General features: G+C 72.2%; 17 protein-coding genes. 16 read left to right on the forward strand and 1 reads right to left on the reverse strand.

Features of this window, described 5'->3' with window-relative positions:
• Positions 1–8 precede the first annotated feature (8 nt).
• Positions 9–653 carry a TetR/AcrR family transcriptional regulator gene (locus ABUW04_RS34155; protein ID WP_380568317.1) on the reverse strand — a complete coding sequence of 215 codons (645 nt, stop codon included), beginning with the start codon at positions 651–653 and terminating at the stop codon, positions 9–11.
• Positions 654–731: 78 nt separating this feature from the next.
• Here ABUW04_RS34155 and ABUW04_RS34160 point away from each other — a divergent pair, with 78 nt between their 5' ends.
• The 16 genes from ABUW04_RS34160 (at position 732) to ABUW04_RS34235 (ending at position 16,951) form a co-directional block, all read left to right on the forward strand.
• A complete protein-coding gene (locus ABUW04_RS34160; protein ID WP_380568318.1) occupies positions 732–1,625 on the forward strand; it encodes a metal-dependent hydrolase in 894 nt (297 codons plus the stop codon).
• Between the two features lie 58 nt (positions 1,626–1,683).
• Complete coding sequence (locus ABUW04_RS34165; protein ID WP_380568319.1) at positions 1,684–2,796, forward strand: PDR/VanB family oxidoreductase; 1,113 nt, start codon at positions 1,684–1,686, stop codon at positions 2,794–2,796.
• 13 nt (positions 2,797–2,809) lie between these two features.
• Positions 2,810–3,664 (forward strand): M24 family metallopeptidase, encoded by an 855-nt coding sequence (locus ABUW04_RS34170; RefSeq protein ID WP_380568371.1) that lies wholly within the window; start codon positions 2,810–2,812, stop codon positions 3,662–3,664.
• Positions 3,661–5,391, forward strand: coding sequence for an SDR family oxidoreductase (locus tag ABUW04_RS34175; protein ID WP_380568320.1), 1,731 nt, complete (start codon positions 3,661–3,663; stop codon positions 5,389–5,391). The genes ABUW04_RS34170 and ABUW04_RS34175 overlap by 4 nt, the downstream gene beginning before the upstream one ends.
• Positions 5,392–5,419: 28 nt before the next feature.
• Positions 5,420–7,054 carry an acyl-CoA dehydrogenase family protein gene (locus ABUW04_RS34180; protein WP_380568321.1) on the forward strand — a complete coding sequence of 545 codons (1,635 nt, stop codon included), beginning with the start codon at positions 5,420–5,422 and terminating at the stop codon, positions 7,052–7,054.
• 81 nt (positions 7,055–7,135) lie between these two features.
• Positions 7,136–7,219, forward strand: a complete 84-nt coding sequence (locus ABUW04_RS34185) for a putative leader peptide (protein ID WP_332262522.1) — start codon at positions 7,136–7,138, stop codon at positions 7,217–7,219.
• 165 nt (positions 7,220–7,384) lie between these two features.
• A complete protein-coding gene (locus ABUW04_RS34190; protein ID WP_030248176.1) occupies positions 7,385–9,094 on the forward strand; it encodes a nitrite/sulfite reductase in 1,710 nt (569 codons plus the stop codon).
• A gap of 76 nt (positions 9,095–9,170) precedes the next feature.
• Positions 9,171–9,359, forward strand: coding sequence for a hypothetical protein (locus ABUW04_RS34195; RefSeq protein ID WP_380568322.1), 189 nt, complete (start codon positions 9,171–9,173; stop codon positions 9,357–9,359).
• On the forward strand, positions 9,343–10,065 hold the full coding sequence (locus tag ABUW04_RS34200; RefSeq protein ID WP_030248178.1) for a phosphoadenylyl-sulfate reductase: 723 nt from the start codon (positions 9,343–9,345) through the stop codon (positions 10,063–10,065). Before ABUW04_RS34195 ends, ABUW04_RS34200 begins: the two co-directional genes overlap by 17 nt.
• A gap of 92 nt (positions 10,066–10,157) precedes the next feature.
• Positions 10,158–10,739 (forward strand): adenylyl-sulfate kinase, encoded by a 582-nt coding sequence (gene cysC / locus ABUW04_RS34205; RefSeq protein ID WP_051724729.1) that lies wholly within the window; start codon positions 10,158–10,160, stop codon positions 10,737–10,739.
• Between the two features lie 17 nt (positions 10,740–10,756).
• Complete coding sequence (gene cysD, locus ABUW04_RS34210; protein ID WP_380568372.1) at positions 10,757–11,692, forward strand: sulfate adenylyltransferase subunit CysD; 936 nt, start codon at positions 10,757–10,759, stop codon at positions 11,690–11,692.
• A 2-nt stretch (positions 11,693–11,694) separates the two neighbouring features.
• Entirely contained in the window at positions 11,695–12,993 is a 1,299-nt protein-coding gene (locus ABUW04_RS34215; protein WP_051724730.1) for a sulfate adenylyltransferase subunit 1, read from the forward strand.
• A gap of 193 nt (positions 12,994–13,186) precedes the next feature.
• Positions 13,187–14,314, forward strand: a complete 1,128-nt coding sequence (locus ABUW04_RS34220; RefSeq protein ID WP_030248186.1) for an aliphatic sulfonate ABC transporter substrate-binding protein — start codon at positions 13,187–13,189, stop codon at positions 14,312–14,314.
• Positions 14,315–14,437: 123 nt separating this feature from the next.
• Positions 14,438–15,235 carry an ABC transporter ATP-binding protein gene (locus ABUW04_RS34225; RefSeq protein ID WP_030248194.1) on the forward strand — a complete coding sequence of 266 codons (798 nt, stop codon included), beginning with the start codon at positions 14,438–14,440 and terminating at the stop codon, positions 15,233–15,235.
• The gene (locus tag ABUW04_RS34230) at positions 15,222–16,157 is read left to right on the forward strand and encodes an ABC transporter permease (RefSeq protein ID WP_380568323.1); all 936 of its coding nucleotides are present in this window, start codon (positions 15,222–15,224) and stop codon (positions 16,155–16,157) included. Before ABUW04_RS34225 ends, ABUW04_RS34230 begins: the two co-directional genes overlap by 14 nt.
• A complete protein-coding gene (locus ABUW04_RS34235; RefSeq protein WP_380568324.1) occupies positions 16,154–16,951 on the forward strand; it encodes a sirohydrochlorin chelatase in 798 nt (265 codons plus the stop codon). The genes ABUW04_RS34230 and ABUW04_RS34235 overlap by 4 nt, the downstream gene beginning before the upstream one ends.
• Positions 16,952–16,958 lie beyond the last annotated feature (7 nt).

Genomic DNA, 16,958 nt, shown 5'->3' on the forward strand with positions numbered 1-16,958 from the left:
GGCCCCGCTCAGGCCCGCAGCGCCGGCAGCATCCGCTCCCAGGCCTCGGGGTCGTCCAGGGCCACCATCACCAGCTGGTAGCAGGCCCGGTGGCAGAGCTCCACCAGCTCGGCGCGGTCCATCCGCTCCGCCGTCGGCTGGTCCAGCCAGGCCAGCACCACCTCCTCCATGAAGGCCTGCCACCCGTGCACCGCCATCGCCACCGACGGGTTCGGCGGCATCCCGGCCGCCACCAGCCCCTCGGTGATCCACTCGGTGAAGGTGGTCCGCATGGCCCGGTGCAGCGCCTTCATCTCCGGGTTGTCGCCGGTGGTGGTCAGCCGGACCACGGCGAGGTAGACCGAGGGGTGCCGGGAGACCTGCTCGACGAAGGTGTCGATACCGGAACGCAGCTGCGCGGAGGGGGTGAGCGCGGGGTCGGGGCGGACGTGGTCGAGCAGTTCCGAGGCCACCGCACGCAGCACCGCGTGCCGCAGCCTGCGCTGCGAGCCGAAGTAGTGGAACAGCAGCCCGGGCGAGACCCCCACCTCGTCGGCCACCGCCTCCACCGACAGGTCCTCGATGCTGCGGCGTTCGAGCAGACCGCGGGCGGCGGCGAGGATCTGCGTCTTGCGATCGGCGGGAGACAGCCGGGAGCCGGCGGAACGAACCATGTGCACAGTCTATTGACTTGTCCTCAATAGACCCTACTGTTGAGTAAGCATCAATAAGACATCGGTCAGGGAGGACCCATGCCCCACAGCCCGGCCGGGGACGGCGAGCACCACGACCTGGTCCTGCAGCCCAGGAACGTGCAGTTCGACTGGAACGCGCTGCCGATGCACTGGATCCCCGGCGAGCCGATGGCCACCCATGTCGTCAATGTGCTGCACCTGCTGCTCCCCGAGGGCGAGCGCTGGTTCGTCCGGACCTTCAAGGAGGCGCTGCCGCTGATCCGCGACGACCGGCTGCGCGAGGAGGTGCTGGGCTTCGTCGGCCAGGAGGCGATCCACGCCGAGGCGCACCAGGGCGTGCTGGACCACCTGCTCGCCAAGGGGCTGGACCCGCGCCCCTACACCCGGCAGGCCGAGTACCTGTTCCAGCGGGTGCTGGGCGAGCACCCGGAGCTCACCGGCACGGCGGCCTGGGAGAACCTGATCGAACGGGTCGCCGTGATCGCCGCCATCGAGCATTTCACCGCCTTCCTCGGCGACTGGGTGCTGAACGCGGACGGGCTGGACCGGGCCGGGGTCGACCCGGTGATGCTGGACCTGCTCCGCTGGCACGGCGCCGAGGAGGTGGAGCACCGCAGCGTCGCCTTCGACCTGCTCCGGCACCTCGACCCGGGATACGCCCGACGCATCCGGGCCATGGCGATCACCGGCCCGGTGCTGGTGCAGCTGTGGGTCCGCGGCGTCCGGTTCCTGATGGCCAACGATCCGACGCTGCGGCCCGGCGCGGCGCGGCCCAGCTGGCGGGCGTACACCGCGGCGTCCGGACGCGGGCTGCTGCCGCACCTGGGCAGGGCCGCCCGTTCGGCCGCCCGCTACCTGCGCCGCGACTACCACCCGACCCAGGAGGGCTCCACCCGGCAGGCCGTCGCCTACCTCGGCAGCTCCCCGGCCGCCCGCGCCGCCGCGCACTGATCGCGCACCGAACCGCGCACCGACCCCCGCGGACCGACCCCGAGGACCACGCCATCCCATGAGCCCCGAACCCACCCCGCTGCCGCCCCCGCCCGACCTGTACGGACGCGGACGCGACGACCGCTTCATGCGCTTCCTGGACCGGGCCACCCGCCTGTACCTGCCCGTCAGCACCCGCAGGAACCGCTACGGCCGCCGCGGCCCGCTACCGCTGACGCCGGCGCTGCTCCAGGTCGTGGTGGCCGCCCGCACCGTCGAGGCCGAGGGCGTGGTCTCGCTGGAACTGCGCCCCGCCGCTCCCGGCGGCGGCCCGCTGCCCGGCTGGCAGCCCGGCGCCCACCTGGACGTCGACCTGCCCTCGGGGCTGCGCCGGCAGTACTCGCTCAACGGCGACCCGGCCGACCGCGGCAGCTACCGGATCGCGGTACGCCGGATCGACGGCGGCGCCGGCGGTTCCCTGGAGGTCCACCAGGACCTCGCCGTCGGCAGCGGACTGACGGTCAGTCACCCGCGCAACGCCTTCCCCTTCGCCGCCGACCCGGCCGTACTGCTGATCGCCGGCGGCATCGGTATCACCCCGCTGCTGCCGATGGCCCGCGAGGCGGCCCGGCGCGGACTGGACTGGCGGCTGGTCCACACCGGGCGCTCCCGCGCCTCCATGCCCTTCGCCGCCGAACTCGCCGCGCTCGACCCGGACGGCAGCCGTGTGGTGTTCCGCTCCGACGACGAGCACGGCGGACCGGCCGACGCCGCCGAACTGCTCGGCCACGCCCCCGCCCCCGGCGCCGCGGTCTACGTCTGCGGCCCGGCACCGATGCTGGACGCGGTCCGCGCCGCGTTCGACGACTCCCCCGCCCGAGCCCTGCACTTCGAACGCTTCAGCGCCGCCCCGGTCAAGGACGGCCGGCCGTTCACCCTGCGGCTGCGCCGCAGCGGGGTGACCCTGGCCGTCCCCGCCGACCGCTCCGCCCTGGACGTGCTCCGCGACCACGACCCGGCCACGCCGTACTCCTGCCGCCAGGGCTTCTGCGGCGTCTGCCGGCGCAGCGTCACGGCCGGTACGGTCGAGCACCGCGACCGCAGGCTCAGCGACCAGGAGCGGGCCGAGGGCCAGATGCTCGTCTGCGTGTCCCGCGCCCCCGAGGGCGAATGCCTCGAACTGGACGGATGACCCGATGACCCCGATGACCTCGATGACCACAGCGGTGAAGAGCCCGCCCCGTTTCCCCTACGACGACCAGGACCTGGACCGGTTCCGCGAGTTGCAGCAGCTCGCCTACGGCTGCGCCGAGAGCGTCGCCGCCTGGCTGGCCCCCGGGGTCACCGAGCGGGAGGCCGCCGACCGGCTGCGGCGCGAACTGGTCGCGGCCGGGGTCCAGGACTTCTTCCACATCCCCTTCGCCTGGTTCGGCGACCGCACCGCCTTCCGGCGCTTCCGCACCCCGCTGCAGTTCTTCGCCAGCGGCCGGCGGCTGGAGGAGGGCATGTGCTTCGTCCTGGACTGCGCCCCGGTGGTGGACGGCTACACGGCCGACATCGGCTACTCCGGGAAGGTCGGCGACAACCCGATCTGGGACATGATCGCCCAGGACCTGCGCGAGTACCGCGAGCTGATCCTCCGTGAGGTGCGGGCCCGGCGGCCGCTGAACGAGGTGTACGCCTCGGTGGACGCGCTGATCGCCAAGCACGGCTACGACAACCGGCACCGGGTCTACCCGGGCCGGGTGATCGGCCACCAGGTGACCAGGACGGTCCAGCGCGGCCCGGCCGGGGTGAACCTGTTCGGCTTCGGCGTGCGCACCCTGCAGACGCTGGGCCGCGAACTGGTCAGCGAGCGGGTCCAGGGCCGCAGCCCGCTCTGGGCCGACGGCCGCTCCTCGCAGCACCCGCCGACGCCGGGGCTGTGGGCGGTGGAGCCGCACGTGGGCTTCCGGGACGTGGGGCTGAAGTTCGAGGAGCTGCTGGTGGTCACCGAGGACGACGCCTACTGGCTGGACGACGACCTGCCGCACGTGCGGCGCTGGGAGCAGAGCCGATGACCGCCGCCGCCCGTCACCTCACCGTCACCGGACCTTCCGGGCTGCCGCTCTCGGTCCACGCCGAGGGTGACCCGGCCCACCCCACCGTGGTCCTGGTGCACGGCTACCCCGACACCCACCGGGTCTGGGACGACGTCGCCGCCGACCTGTCCGCCGACCACCACGTGGTCCGCTACGACGTGCGCGGGGCGGGCGGCTCGGGCCGGCCCGAGCGGGTCCGCGACTACCGTCTGGAGCACCTCGCCGACGATCTGACGGCCGTCGCGGACGCCGTCAGCCCGGACCGGCCGGTGCACGTGGTGGCGCACGACTGGGGCTCGATCCAGTCCTGGGAGGCGGTCACCCGCCCCGGCGCGGAGGCCAGGATCGCCTCCTACACCTCCATCTCCGGGCCCTGCCTGGACCACATCGGCCACTGGGCCCGGCACCGCTTCGCCAGGCCGACGCCCCGTCACCTCGCCCAGCTGGCCGGGCAGGCTGCGCACTCCTGGTACATCGTCGCATTCCACCTGCCCGGGCTGGCACCACTCGCCTGGCAGCACGGGCTGGCCGCCCGCTGGGACTCGGTGCTGCGCCTGGTCGAGGGGGTCACCCCGAGAGCCGGCGACCCCCGGTCCGCCCGGGAGCTGGCCGGAGACGCGGTGCGGGGCATCGGGCTCTACCGCGCCAACATGCTGCCCCGGCTGCTGAACCCCGGGCAGCGGCCGACCCTGGTACCGGTGCAGACGATCACCCTCACCGAGGACAACTACGTCAGTCCGGCGCTGACCGAGGGCCTGGAGCGATGGGCGCCGCAGCTGTGGCAGCGCACCATCCCGGTCGGCCACTGGGGAGCGCTGCTGGAGAAGGGAACCACCGTGGCACGGATGGTCCGCGAGTTCACCGCCCACCACGAGGGCGGGCCGGCGCTGCCCAGGGCCCCGCGCCGGCTGGTGGTGCTGACCGGCGCCGGCAGCGGCATCGGCCGGGCCACCGCGCTGGCCTTCGCCGAGCGCGGCGCCGAGGTGGTGCTGCTGGACCGGGACCTGGAGTCCGCCGAGCGCACCGTCGAGCTGGCCCGGCTGCTGGGCGCGACCGCCCACGCCTACCAGGTGGACGTCTCCGACGGCGCCGCCATGGACGCCCTGGCCGCCAAGGTCGCGGCCGAGCACGGGGTGCCCGACGTGCTGGTCAACAACGCCGGCGTGGGGCACTCGGGCAGCTTCCTGGAGACCACCGAGGCGGAGTGGAAGCGGGTGCTGGACGTCAACCTCTGGGGCGTCATCCACGGCTGCCGTGCCTTCGGCGCGCTGATGGCCGCCCGCGGCGAGGGCGGACACATCGTCAACCTGGCCTCGGCCGCCGCCTACCTGCCGTCCCGGATGCTGGCCGCCTACGCCACCAGCAAGGCCGGGGTCTCCATGCTCTCCGACTGCCTGCGCGCCGAGCTGGCCGGACAGGGCATCAAGGTGTCGGCGATCTACCCGGGCATCGTCAACACCAACATCACCCGCAGCACCACCTTCTCCGGACTGGACGACGCCGAGCAGACCGCCCAGCGCCGCCGGGTCAGCGGGCTCTACGCCCGCCGCAACTTCCCGCCCGAGAAGGTCGCCGCCGCGATCGTCAAGGCCGTCGCCGACGACCGCCCCTTCGTCCCGGTGACGGTGGAGGCCAAGGCCGCCCGGGTGCTGGGCCGGCTCTCCCCCGGCCTGATCCGGACAGCAGCCCGGTTCAGACTGGGCTAGCAACGAGGAGCGAACTACGGTGGCTGACATGAGCACCCACGAGGTCACCAACCAGGCCCCGCCACTGGTCGACTACGACGTCTACGGGGCCGACGCCGCGCTGCGCGAGGGCGTGGCCCGGTACGCGGCGCCGGAGCGGCTTGCGGAGATCGACGGCGAGCTCGGGGAGCTGGGGCGGGCGGCCGGTTCGGCCGAGGCGCAGCACTGGGGCGAGCTGGCCAACACCCATGAGCCGGTGCTGCGCACCCACGACCGCTACGGCAACCGGATCGACGAGGTCGAGTTTCATCCTGCGTGGCACTCGCTGATGGACCGTGCCGTCTCCGCCGGGCTGACCGGCGACGCCTGGACCCGTCCGGACGGGCATCTGCGCCGGGCGGCCGGATTCATGGTGTGGTCGCAGGCCGAGTACGGGCACGGCTGCCCGGTCTCGATGACCCACGCCGCCGTCCCCGCGCTGCGCACCGACCCGGCGCTGGCCGAGCAGTGGGTGCCGCTGCTGACCTCGCGCTCGTACGACTTCGGGCTGCGGGCTCCGCAGCGCAAGCGCGGCGTGCTGGCCGGGATGGGGATGACCGAGAAGCAGGGCGGCTCGGACGTCCGCGCCAACACCACCCGGGCCGAGCCGCTGGCGGCGGACGGCGAGTACGCGCTGACCGGCCACAAGTGGTTCTGCTCCGCCCCCATGTCGGACGTCTTCCTGGTGCTGGCGCAGGCCCCGGGCGGGCTGACCTGCTTCGTGCTGCCCCGGGTGCTCCCGGACGGCAGCCGCAACACCTTCCGGATCCAGCGGCTCAAGGACAAGCTGGGCAACCGCTCCAACGCCTCCTCCGAGATCGAGTTCGACGGCAGCACCTGGGCGCAGCGGCTCGGCCCCGAGGGGCGCGGGGTGCCGACCATCATCGAGATGGTGGCGGCCACCCGGATGGACTGCGTACTGGGCTCCACCTCGCTGATGCGGCAGGCCCTGGCCCAGGCGGCGCACCATGCCGCGCACCGCAGCGCCTTCGGCGGCCCGCTGGTCGACAAGCCGCTGATGCGCAACGTCCTCGCCGATCTGGCGCTGGAGTCCGAGGCGGCCACCGCCACCGCGCTGCGGCTGGCCTCCGCCTTCGACGCGGACACCGCGCCGGAGCGGGAGTTCCGCCGCCTGGCGGTCGCGGTGTCCAAATACTGGATTACCAAGCGCTGTCCGGTGGTCGCCGCCGAGGCGCTGGAGTGCCTGGGCGGCAACGGCTACGTCGAGGAGTCGGGGATGCCCCGGCTGTTCCGCGAGTCCCCGCTGAACTCGGTCTGGGAGGGCTCGGGCAATGTGAACGCCCTGGACGTGCTGCGGGTGCTGGCCCGGGAGCCGCAGGTGGTGGAGGTCTTCCTGGCCGAGCTGCGGCTGGCCGAGGGCTCCGACCGGCACTTCGACGCCGCGCTGAAGGAACTGCTCACCGAGCTGGCCGACCCCGCCGAGCTGGAGACCAGGGCCCGCCGGGTGGTGGAGCGGCTGGCCCTGCTGCTGCAGGCGTCGCTGCTGCTGCGGCACGCCCCGGCGGCCGTCGCCGACGCGTTCTGCCTCTCCCGCCTGGGCGGCGACCGGGGTTCCACCTTCGGTACGCTGCCGACCGGCCTGGCTCTCGCCGCGATCGTGGACCGGACCCGCCCGGCGGTCTGATTGTCTCATCAGATGAGACACAATTGTTCATATTCCGGACGGTGGTGGACGCGAGAAAGCTCGGCATGCGACGCTTCTGCCATGTCTGGTGCCGGAACCGCCTTGGTAGGTCGACTTCACGTCGACCTCGGCCGCATGTCCAGCGCCATCTGTCCGGTGACCTGAGCCGCCCACGCCGCCGCCGTTGCCCGCCGCCAGTCGGTCCGGTCAGGTTCCACCGCATCCGCCACCCGCACGAGTGAGTACATCCGTGCAGCTCAACGGCGCCGTGCAGACCGGGATCCGAGACCGCTCCGCCAGGCCCCCGCCACTCTGCCGAAGGACTGCACCATGGCCTCCACCCCCACCCCCGACGACGCCGCCGCGCGCCGCCCGGCGGCCACCCGCAAGGTGACCCGCCACCGCGGTGAGGGCCAGTGGGCCATGGGTCACTTCACTCCGCTGAACGCCAACGAGCAGTTCAAGAAGGACGACGACGGTCTCAATGTGCGGACACGCATTGAGACGATCTACTCCCAGCGCGGCTTCGACTCCATCGACCCTGCCGACCTGCGCGGCCGGATGCGCTGGTGGGGCCTCTACACCCAGCGCAAGGCCGGCATCGACGGCGGCAAGACCGCCATCCTGGAGCCGCACGAGCTGGACGACGAGCACTTCATGCTGCGGGTCCGCATCGACGGCGGCCGGCTGACCACCGCTCAGCTGCGCGCCATCGGCGAGGTCTCCGAGACCTACGCCCGCGGCACCGCCGACATCACCGACCGGCAGAACATCCAGCTGCACTGGATCCGGATCGAGGACGTCCCGGCGATCTGGCAGAAGCTGGAGGCCGTGGGCCTGTCCACCACCGAGGCCTGCGGCGACTGCCCGCGCGTGATCATCGGCTCGCCGGTGGCCGGCATCGCCGAGGACGAGATCATCGACGGCAGCTGGGCCGTGGACGAGATCCATGAGCGCTACATCGGCGACAAGGAGTTCTCCAACCTCCCGCGCAAGTTCAAGACCGCGATCTCCGGATCGCCGGTCCAGGACGTGGTGCACGAGATCAACGACATCGCCTTCGTCGGCGTGGTCCACCCCGAGCACGGACCCGGGTTCGACGTCTGGGTCGGCGGCGGACTGTCCACCAACCCCCGGCTGGCCGAGCGCCTGGGCGCCTGGGTCCCGCTGGAGCAGGTCCCGGACGTCTGGGCCGGCGTGGTCGGCATCTTCCGCGACTACGGCTACCGCCGGCTGCGCACCCGCGCCCGGCTGAAGTTCCTGATGGCCGACTGGGGCCCGGAGAAGTTCCGGCAGATCCTCGAGGACGACTACCTCAAGACCAAGCTGATCGACGGCCCGGCCCCGGCCGAGCCCAGCACCCGCTGGCGCGACCACGTCGGCGTCCACCCGCAGCAGGACGGCAACTTCTACGTCGGCTTCGCCCCCAGGGTCGGCCGCATCGACGGCCCGACCCTGGCGAAGATCGCCGACGTCGCCGCCGCCCACGGCTCGGACCGGCTGCGGACCACGGTCGAGCAGAAGATGATCATCCTGGACGTGGCGCCGGACCAGGTCGAGCCGCTGGTCGCGGCCCTGGACGCGCTGGACTTCCAGGTCCGTCCGTCCTCCTTCCGGCGCGGCACCATCGCCTGCACCGGCATCGAGTTCTGCAAACTGGCGATCGTCGAGACCAAGGGCCGCGGCCACGACCTGATCTCCGACCTGGAGAAGCGCCTGCCCGACTTCGACCAGCCGATCAGCATCAACATCAACGGCTGCCCCAACGCCTGCGCCCGGATCCAGACCGGCGACTTCGGGCTCAAGGGCCAGCTGGTCCTCAACGCCGAGGGCGAGCAGGTCGAGGGCTTCCAGGTGCACCTGGGCGGCAGCCTGGGCTTCGAGGCCGGCTTCGGCCGCAAGCTGCGCGGCCTGAAGGTCACCGCCGCCGAACTCCCCGACTACATCGAGCGCGTCCTGCGCCGCTTCGAGGAGGAGCGCACCGACGACGAGCGCTTCGCCGAGTGGGCGCTGCGCGCCGACGAAGGGGCCCTCAAGTGATCGAGCGCGCAGCGAGATCACAAATGTTCGGCGTGCAGGCTCACGAAGTGACGGACGAGCGCAGCGAGGAGGGCACATGAGTGAGCGAGCCGCACCGTTCTACTGCCCGTACTGCGGGGACGAGGACCTGCGCCCCAGCGAGGAAGGGGGGCACGGGAGTTGGGAATGCGCGAGCTGTTGTCGGGCGTTCTCGCTGAAGTTCCTTGGCCTGCTTTCACCGCATTCATCCACATCTGGGGGACCGTCAGATGGCAACAGAGACTGACATACCGACCAGGACGCCCGAGCAGTTGCAGGCCCTCGCCGAGCAGGCGAACCAGGACCTGGAGAACGCCTCCGCCCAGGAGATCATGCGCTGGGCCGCCGAGACCTTCGGCCGCCGCTTCGCCGTCACCTCGTCCATGGAGGACGCGGTCGTCGCCCACCTGGCCTCGACCGCCCTGCCCGGGGTGGACGTGATCTTCCTGGACACCGGCTACCACTTCCCGGAGACCCTGGGCACCCGCGACGCCGTCGCGGAGGTCTACCCGGTCAATGTGATCACCCTCACCCCCCGTCAGACCGTGGCCGAGCAGGACGCCGAGTACGGGCCGCGGCTGCACGACCGCGACCCGGACCTCTGCTGCTCGCTGCGCAAGGTCGAGCCGCTCAACCGCGGCCTGGCCGGCTACGACGCCTGGGCGACCGGGCTGCGCCGCGACGAGTCGCCGACCCGGGCGAACACCCCGATCGTCGGCTACGACGCCAAGCGGCAGAAGGTCAAGATCGCCCCGATCGCCCGCTGGACCCAGGACGACGTGGACGCCTACGTCGCCGAGCACGGCATCCTGCTGAACCTGTTGCTCAGCGACGGCTACGCGTCCATCGGCTGCTCCCCGGAGTCCTGCACCCGGCGCATCCTCGCAGGTGAGGACGCTCGTTCGGGCCGCTGGTCCGGAGCCGGCAAGACCGAGTGCGGCATTCACCTGTAGGTCAGGAAGCTCTCAGACTCCTGTAGCACTCTTACCCCGTGCGCCCTTGACGCCCCCACAGCACCACCCGAACCAGCTTGGAGCAGAAACCGATGACCACCACCGTCGACGCAGCGACCGCCCCGGCGGCCGCCGTGGCCGCAGCCGGCGCCACCGTGTGGCTGACCGGCCTGCCCAGCGCCGGGAAGACCACCATCGCGCTGGCGCTCGCGGACCGGTTGCGCGCCGAGGGCCACCGGGTGGAGATCCTGGACGGCGACGAGATCCGCACCTTCCTCTCGGCCGGACTCGGCTTCAGCCCCGAGGACCGCGACACCAACATCCAGCGGATCGGCTTCGTCGCCGAACTGCTGGCCTCCAACGGCGTCAAGGTGCTGGCGCCGGTGATCGCCCCCTACGCCGCCTCCCGCGCCGCCGTCGCCGCCCGCCACGCCGAGCAGGGGACGCCGTACCTGGAGGTGCACGTCGCCACGCCGGTCGAGGTCTGCTCCGAGCGCGACGTCAAGGGCCTGTACGCCAAGCAGGCGGCGGGCGAGATCTCCGGCCTCACCGGGGTGGACGACCCCTACGAGGCCCCCACCGCACCCGACCTGCGCATCCAGGCGCACACCCAGCCGGTGGCCGACTCGGCCGCCGCCCTGCACGCACTGCTCACCGAGAGGGGACTGGCGTGACGACCGCTGCCGACATCCTGACCTCCGAGTCCTACGGCCATAACAATCAACGCCGGCCCTACGCGCTGTCGCACCTGGACGCGCTGGAGGCCGAGGCCGTCCACATCTTCCGCGAGGTGGCCGGCGAGTTCGAGCGCCCGGTGATCCTCTTCTCCGGCGGCAAGGACTCCATCGTCATGCTGCACCTGGCGCTCAAGGCCTTCTGGCCGGCCCAGGTCCCCTTCGCGCTGCTGCACGTGGACACCGGCCACAACTTCCCCGAGGTGCTGGAGTACCGCGACCGCACGGTGGCCGAGCACGGCCTGCGGCTGCACGTCGCCAGGGTCCAGGACTTCATCGACGACGGCCGGCTGCGCGAGCGCCCGGACGGGCTGCGCAACCCGCTGCAGACCGTGCCGCTGCTGGACGGCATCGAGAAGGGCCGCTTCGACGCGGTCTTCGGCGGTGGCCGCCGCGACGAGGAGAAGGCCCGCGCCAAGGAGCGGGTGTTCTCGCTCCGCGACGAGTTCGGCGCCTGGGACCCGCGCCGCCAGCGCCCCGAGCTGTGGTCGCTCTACAACGGCCGGCACTCCCCCGGCGAGCACGTCCGGGTCTTCCCGCTCTCCAACTGGACCGAGCTGGACGTCTGGCAGTACATCGAGCGGGAGAACATCGAACTCCCGGCCATCTACTACGCGCACGAGCGCGAGGTCTTCCAGCGCAGCGGCATGTGGCTGACCGCCGGCGAGTGGGGCGGCCCCAAGGCCGGCGAGATCGTCGAGCGGCGCCTGGTGCGGTACCGCACCGTCGGCGACATGTCCTGCACCGGCGCCGTCGACTCCGACGCGACGACCGTCGCCGACGTGGTCACCGAGGTCGCCGCCAGCCGCCTGACCGAACGCGGGGCCACCCGGGCCGACGACAAGGTGTCCGAGGCCGCCATGGAAGACCGCAAGCGCGAGGGGTACTTCTAAGCATGAGCACCGAACTGCACCAGCCCACCCCCGCGTTGGAGTCCGGGACGGCGACCGCGTTGCTGCGCTTCGCCACCGCGGGCTCCGTCGACGACGGCAAGTCGACCCTGGTCGGCCGGCTGCTCCACGACTCCAAGTCGATCCTCACCGACCAGTTGGAGGCGGTCACCACCGCCTCCCAGAACCGCGGCCAGGAGGCTCCTGACCTGGCGCTGCTGACCGACGGGCTGCGCGCCGAGCGCGAGCAGGGCATCACCATCGACGTGGCCTACCGCTACTTCGCCACCGCCCGGCGCCGCTTCATCCTGGCCGACACCCCGGGCCACGTTCAGTACACCCGCAACATGGTCACCGGCGCCTCCACCGCCGAGCTGGCCGTGGTCCTGGTCGACGCCCGCAACGGCGTGGTCCAGCAGACCCGCCGGCACGCCGCGGTCGCCGCGCTGCTGCGGGTCCCGCACGTCGTGCTGGCCGTCAACAAGATGGACCTGGTCGACTACGCGGAGCCGGTCTTCGCGGCCATCGCCGAGGAGTTCAACGCCTACGCCGCCTCGCTCGGCGTCCCGGACGTGACCGCGATCCCGATCTCGGCGCTGGCCGGGGACAACGTGGTCGAGCCCTCCGCGCACATGGACTGGTACGGCGGCCCGACCCTGCTGGAGCACCTGGAGACGGTGCCGGTCGGCTCCGACCCCTCGGACGAGCCGGCCCGCTTCCCGGTCCAGTACGTCATCCGCCCGCAGAGCGCCGAGCACCTGGACTACCGCGGCTACGCCGGCCAGCTGGCCTCCGGGGTGCTCCGGGCCGGCGACCCGGTGACGGTGCTGCCGTCCGGGCTGACCACCACCGTGGCCGGGATCGACGTGCTCGGCAAGCAGACCGACATCGCCTGGGCCCCGCAGTCGGTGACGGTCCGTCTGGCCGACGACATCGACGTCTCCCGGGGCGACCTGATCGCGGCCGGGGCGGCCCCCGAGCCGACCCAGGACGTGCTGGCGACCGTCTCGCACCTGCACGAGCGGCCGCTGCGGGTCGGCGACCGGGTGCTGCTCAAACACACCACCCGCACGGTCCGCGCGATCGTCAAGGAGCTGCCCTACCGGATCGACATCGACACCCTGGACCGGGTCCCCCAGCCGGAGAGCCTCCAGGTCAACGACATCGGCCAGGTGGTGCTGCGCACCGCCGAACCCCTGGCGCTGGACCGCTACGCGGTGAACCGGCACACCGGATCGTTCCTGCTGATCGACCAGGCCGACGGCACCACGCTGACCGCCGGCATGGTCGGCGAAGCGTTCTGACCGGCACAACCGAGGAAGGGAAGCACACGATGGGCGGCGAGGCTTTCTCCCGCATGGCGAAGGAAGGCGGGCGGGTCGGCAGCGGCGCGCTCGGTGCGGGACAGGGCGGCATAGCCGACTGTCGCGGCACGGGCTGTTGACGCTCCGTCACACCTCCTGTTCCTTCCTGCCGACCATCGTTAAGGACCCCTCCATGTCTGCTCTCTCCCGCACCCGCACCAGACGTTCACTCGCCGCGGCCGGCGCCGGTCTGGCCGTCGTCGGTCTGCTCAGCGCCTGCGGCTACGGTTCCAAGTCGGACTCCACGTCCGGAGCCACCTCGGCCGCCGCCTCCGGTTCCGCCACCGGCGCCAAGCTCTCGGCGGACACCGTCCACATCGGCTACTTCGCCAACCTGACCCACGCGACGCCGCTGATCGGGATCCAGAACGGGCAGTTCCAGAAGGACCTGGGCTCGACCACCATCAAGACCCAGATCTTCAACGCCGGCCCCTCCGAGATCGAGGCACTGAACTCCGGCGCCATCGACATCGCCTGGATCGGCCCCTCCCCGTCCATCAACGGCTATGTGAAGTCCAACGGCGCGGCGCTGAAGATCATCTCCGGTGCCACCACCGGTGGTGCGGAGCTGGTGGTCAACCCCGCGAAGATCAAGAGCATCGCGGACCTCAAGGGCAAGAAGATCGCCACCCCGCAGCTGGCCAACACCCAGGACGTGGCGCTGCTCAACTTCCTCTCCACCAAGGGCTTCAAGGTGGACGCCAAGTCCGGCAAGGGCGACGTCTCGGTGGTCCGCACCGACAACTCGCTCACCCCGACCGCCTACCAGACCGGTGCCATCGACGGCGCCTGGGTGCCCGAGCCCACCGCCTCCAAGCTGGTGGCCGAGGGCGCGAAGATCCTGGTCGACGAGAAGAGCCTGTGGCCGGACGGCAAGTTCGTGTCCACCAACGTGATCGTCTCGCAGACCTTCCTGAAGGCGCACCCCGACGTGGTCCAGGCCGTGCTCAAGGCGTCCGTGGACACCAACGCCTGGATCACCGCCAACCCGGCCGAGGCCAAGACCGACGCCAACGCCGCGCTGAAGACGCTCACCAAGAAGGCCCTGTCGACCTCGGTGCTGGACGCCGCCTGGTCCGAACTGGCGGTCACCAACGACCCGCTGGCCTCCTCGCTGCAGACCGAGGCCCAGCACGCGGTCACCGCGGGTCTGCTGGCCAAGCCCGACCTGACCGGCATCTACGACCTGACGCTGCTCAACAAGGTCCTCACCGCAGCGGGGCAGCCGACCGTCTCCGCGGCAGGGCTCGGCACCCAGTGACCGGCACGCAGTGACACGCTCCGGGGCCCGTCCCGCATCCATGTCGATGCCTGCGGGACGGGCCCCGGCCCCACCCCGTCCGCACCACGTCCCTTTTCCCGCACCGTTCCAGGAGGTGACCGAATGGCTTCGGTAGTCACCGACCAACTGCCCGGCCCCGCCCTCGCCACGGAACCGCCCGCCGTGACGCTCGACCACGTCAGCAAGTCGTTCGGCCGTCCCGGCGCAGAACACCCCGTGCTCGACGACATCACCCTCAGCGTCGCCCCCGGCGAGTTCGTCTGCCTCCTGGGCGCCTCCGGCTGCGGCAAGTCGACCCTGCTCAACCTGGTCGCCGGGCTGGACCGGCCCAGCAGCGGCACCATCGAGGTCCCCGGCGGCCGCGCCGCGCTGATGTTCCAGGAGCACGCGCTGTTCCCCTGGCTGACCGCCGGGCAGAACATCGAGCTGGCGCTGCGGCTGCGCGGCCTGCCGCGCGCCGAGCGCCGCCCCGAGGCCGAGCGGCTGCTGGAGCTGGTCCGCCTCGGCGGCGCCCACCGCAAGCGGGTGCACGAGCTCTCCGGCGGCATGCGCCAGCGCGTCGCCCTGGCCCGCGCGCTCGCCCAGGACGCCAAGGTGCTGCTGATGGACGAGCCCTTCGCCGCCCTCGACGCCATCACCCGCGACGTGCTGCACGAGGAGCTCACCCGGATCTGGGCCGAGACGGCCGTCTCGGTCGTCTTCGTCACCCACAACGTCCGCGAGGCCGTCCGGCTGGCCCAGCGGGTGGTCCTGCTGTCCTCGCGGCCCGGACGGATCGCCCGCGAGTGGCGGATCGACCTGCCGCAGCCGCGCCGTATCGAGGATGCCGCGGTCGCGGACCTCTCCGTCGAGATCACCGACCAGCTCCGAGGGGAGATCCGCCGCCATGTCCAGCACTGAGCAGCTGACCGAGGCGGCCCCCGAGGCCGCCGGGAACGTCACCGGAAACGTCACCGACAAGGCCGCCGACGACGCCGCGCTGGGCGCCGGCCTCGACGCCCTGGAGACCCAGACCGTCGAACGCACCCCGCTGCGCTCCATCCTGATCAGCAAGGTGGTCCCGCCGCTGGTCGCGATAGCCCTGGTGCTGCTGGTCTGGCAGCTCGCCTACGCGGCCCACATCAAGCGGCCCGACCTGCTGCCCAGCCCGCTGGACGTCTGGAACAGCCTCTACGACCAGTGGCTGCAGGGCACCATCCTCGGCACCATCTGGACCTCGCTGTCCCGCGGCGCCCTGGGCTTCCTGGCCTCGGTCGTCATCGGCACGCCGCTGGGCCTGCTGGTCGCCAAGGTGAAGCCGGTCCGGGCGGCCATCGGGCCGATCCTGTCCGGGCTGCAGTCCATCCCGTCGGTCGCCTGGGTCCCGGCCGCCGTCATCTGGTTCGGACTCAGCAACGCCACCATCTACGCCGTGGTGCTGCTCGGCGCCGTCCCCTCCATCGCCAACGGCCTGGTCGCCGGCGTGGACCAGGTCCAACCGCTGTACCTGCGGGCCGGACGCACCCTGGGCGCCACCGGGCTGCGCGGCATCTGGTTCGTGCTGCTCCCGGCCTCGCTGCCGGGCTACCTGGCCGGGCTGAAGCAGGGCTGGGCGTTCGCCTGGCGCTCGCTGATGGCCGCCGAGCTGATCGCCAGCTCGCCGGCGCTGGGCCTGGGCCTGGGGCAGTCGCTGGAGAACGCCCGCGAGGTCCAGGACATGCCGGGGGTGCTCTCCACCATCCTCCTGATCCTGATCGTCGGCATCGGCATCGAGCTGCTGATCTTCGCCCCGATGGAGCGTCGGGTGCTGCGTTCGCGCGGGCTGCTGGTGGCCCGTCGATGACCACCGGTTCCACCCTGCTCCTGGTCGCGCACGGCAGCCGCGACCCGCGCCACGCAGCCACGGTCACCGACCTGGCGGCGCTGGTGCGGGCGCAGCGGCCCGACCTGTCGGTCGAGGTGGGCTACCTCGACCACTGCGCGCCCCGGATCCCGCAGGTGCTGGAGTCGCTCGGCGGGCGACCCGTCGCACCCCCGCGTGAACCCGCGGCACCCGCCTGGTTCCGGGACCAGGTCGTCGCGATCCCGCTGCTGCTGAACCACGCCTTCCACGCCCGCAGCGACATCCCGGCCGTGCTGGCCGAGGCCGCGTCGCGGCAGCACGGGCTGACCGTCCGTCAGGGCGCGGTGCTGGGCCCCTCGCCGCTGCTGCTGGACGCCCTGGACCGGCGTCTGGCCGAGACGGGGGTACGTCCTTCGGCGCGGACCGGGGTCGTCCTGGCCGCCGCAGGCTCCTCCGACCCGGCCGCCAACGCGGTGACCCGCGAGGTCGCCGCCGACTGGCAGCGGACCCGCGGCTGGGGCGCGGTCGAGGTCGCGCACGCCTCCGCCGCCCCGCCCCGGGTCGCCGACGCGGTCGCCGCGCTGCGCGCCCGCGGTCTGACGGACATCGCCGTCGCCCCCTACCTGCTGGCCCCCGGCCTGCTCCCGGACCGCATCGCCGCCGAGGCGTCGGCTGCGGGCGTCGACACCGTCGCCGCACCGCTGGGTGCGACCCCGGAGCTGGCCCGGCTGCTGCTGCGCCGCCACGACGAGGCACTGCGGACTGCCACCCGGCGCGCCTCGCTCGCCGCCTGACCCATAA

It is taken from the genome of Streptacidiphilus jeojiensis (assembly GCF_042510965.1).
Lineage (GTDB): Bacteria > Actinomycetota > Actinomycetes > Streptomycetales > Streptomycetaceae > Streptacidiphilus > Streptacidiphilus jeojiensis.

Coding starts and splice junctions, on each gene's coding strand:
- ABUW04_RS34190 (WP_030248176.1), top strand. CDS start 7,385: ATGGCCTCCACCCCCACCCCCGACGACGCCGCCGCGCGCCGCCCGGCG.
- ABUW04_RS34220 (WP_030248186.1), top strand. CDS start 13,187: ATGTCTGCTCTCTCCCGCACCCGCACCAGACGTTCACTCGCCGCGGCC.
- ABUW04_RS34215 (WP_051724730.1), top strand. CDS start 11,695: ATGAGCACCGAACTGCACCAGCCCACCCCCGCGTTGGAGTCCGGGACG.
- ABUW04_RS34225 (WP_030248194.1), top strand. CDS start 14,438: ATGGCTTCGGTAGTCACCGACCAACTGCCCGGCCCCGCCCTCGCCACG.
- ABUW04_RS34235 (WP_380568324.1), top strand. CDS start 16,154: ATGACCACCGGTTCCACCCTGCTCCTGGTCGCGCACGGCAGCCGCGAC.
- ABUW04_RS34185 (WP_332262522.1), top strand. CDS start 7,136: ATGTCTGGTGCCGGAACCGCCTTGGTAGGTCGACTTCACGTCGACCTC.
- cysC (WP_051724729.1), top strand. CDS start 10,158: ATGACCACCACCGTCGACGCAGCGACCGCCCCGGCGGCCGCCGTGGCC.
- ABUW04_RS34170 (WP_380568371.1), top strand. CDS start 2,810: ATGACCTCGATGACCACAGCGGTGAAGAGCCCGCCCCGTTTCCCCTAC.
- ABUW04_RS34230 (WP_380568323.1), top strand. CDS start 15,222: ATGTCCAGCACTGAGCAGCTGACCGAGGCGGCCCCCGAGGCCGCCGGG.
- ABUW04_RS34200 (WP_030248178.1), top strand. CDS start 9,343: ATGGCAACAGAGACTGACATACCGACCAGGACGCCCGAGCAGTTGCAG.
- ABUW04_RS34195 (WP_380568322.1), top strand. CDS start 9,171: ATGAGTGAGCGAGCCGCACCGTTCTACTGCCCGTACTGCGGGGACGAG.
- ABUW04_RS34165 (WP_380568319.1), top strand. CDS start 1,684: ATGAGCCCCGAACCCACCCCGCTGCCGCCCCCGCCCGACCTGTACGGA.
- ABUW04_RS34180 (WP_380568321.1), top strand. CDS start 5,420: ATGAGCACCCACGAGGTCACCAACCAGGCCCCGCCACTGGTCGACTAC.
- ABUW04_RS34160 (WP_380568318.1), top strand. CDS start 732: ATGCCCCACAGCCCGGCCGGGGACGGCGAGCACCACGACCTGGTCCTG.
- ABUW04_RS34155 (WP_380568317.1), bottom strand. CDS start 653: ATGGTTCGTTCCGCCGGCTCCCGGCTGTCTCCCGCCGATCGCAAGACG.
- ABUW04_RS34175 (WP_380568320.1), top strand. CDS start 3,661: ATGACCGCCGCCGCCCGTCACCTCACCGTCACCGGACCTTCCGGGCTG.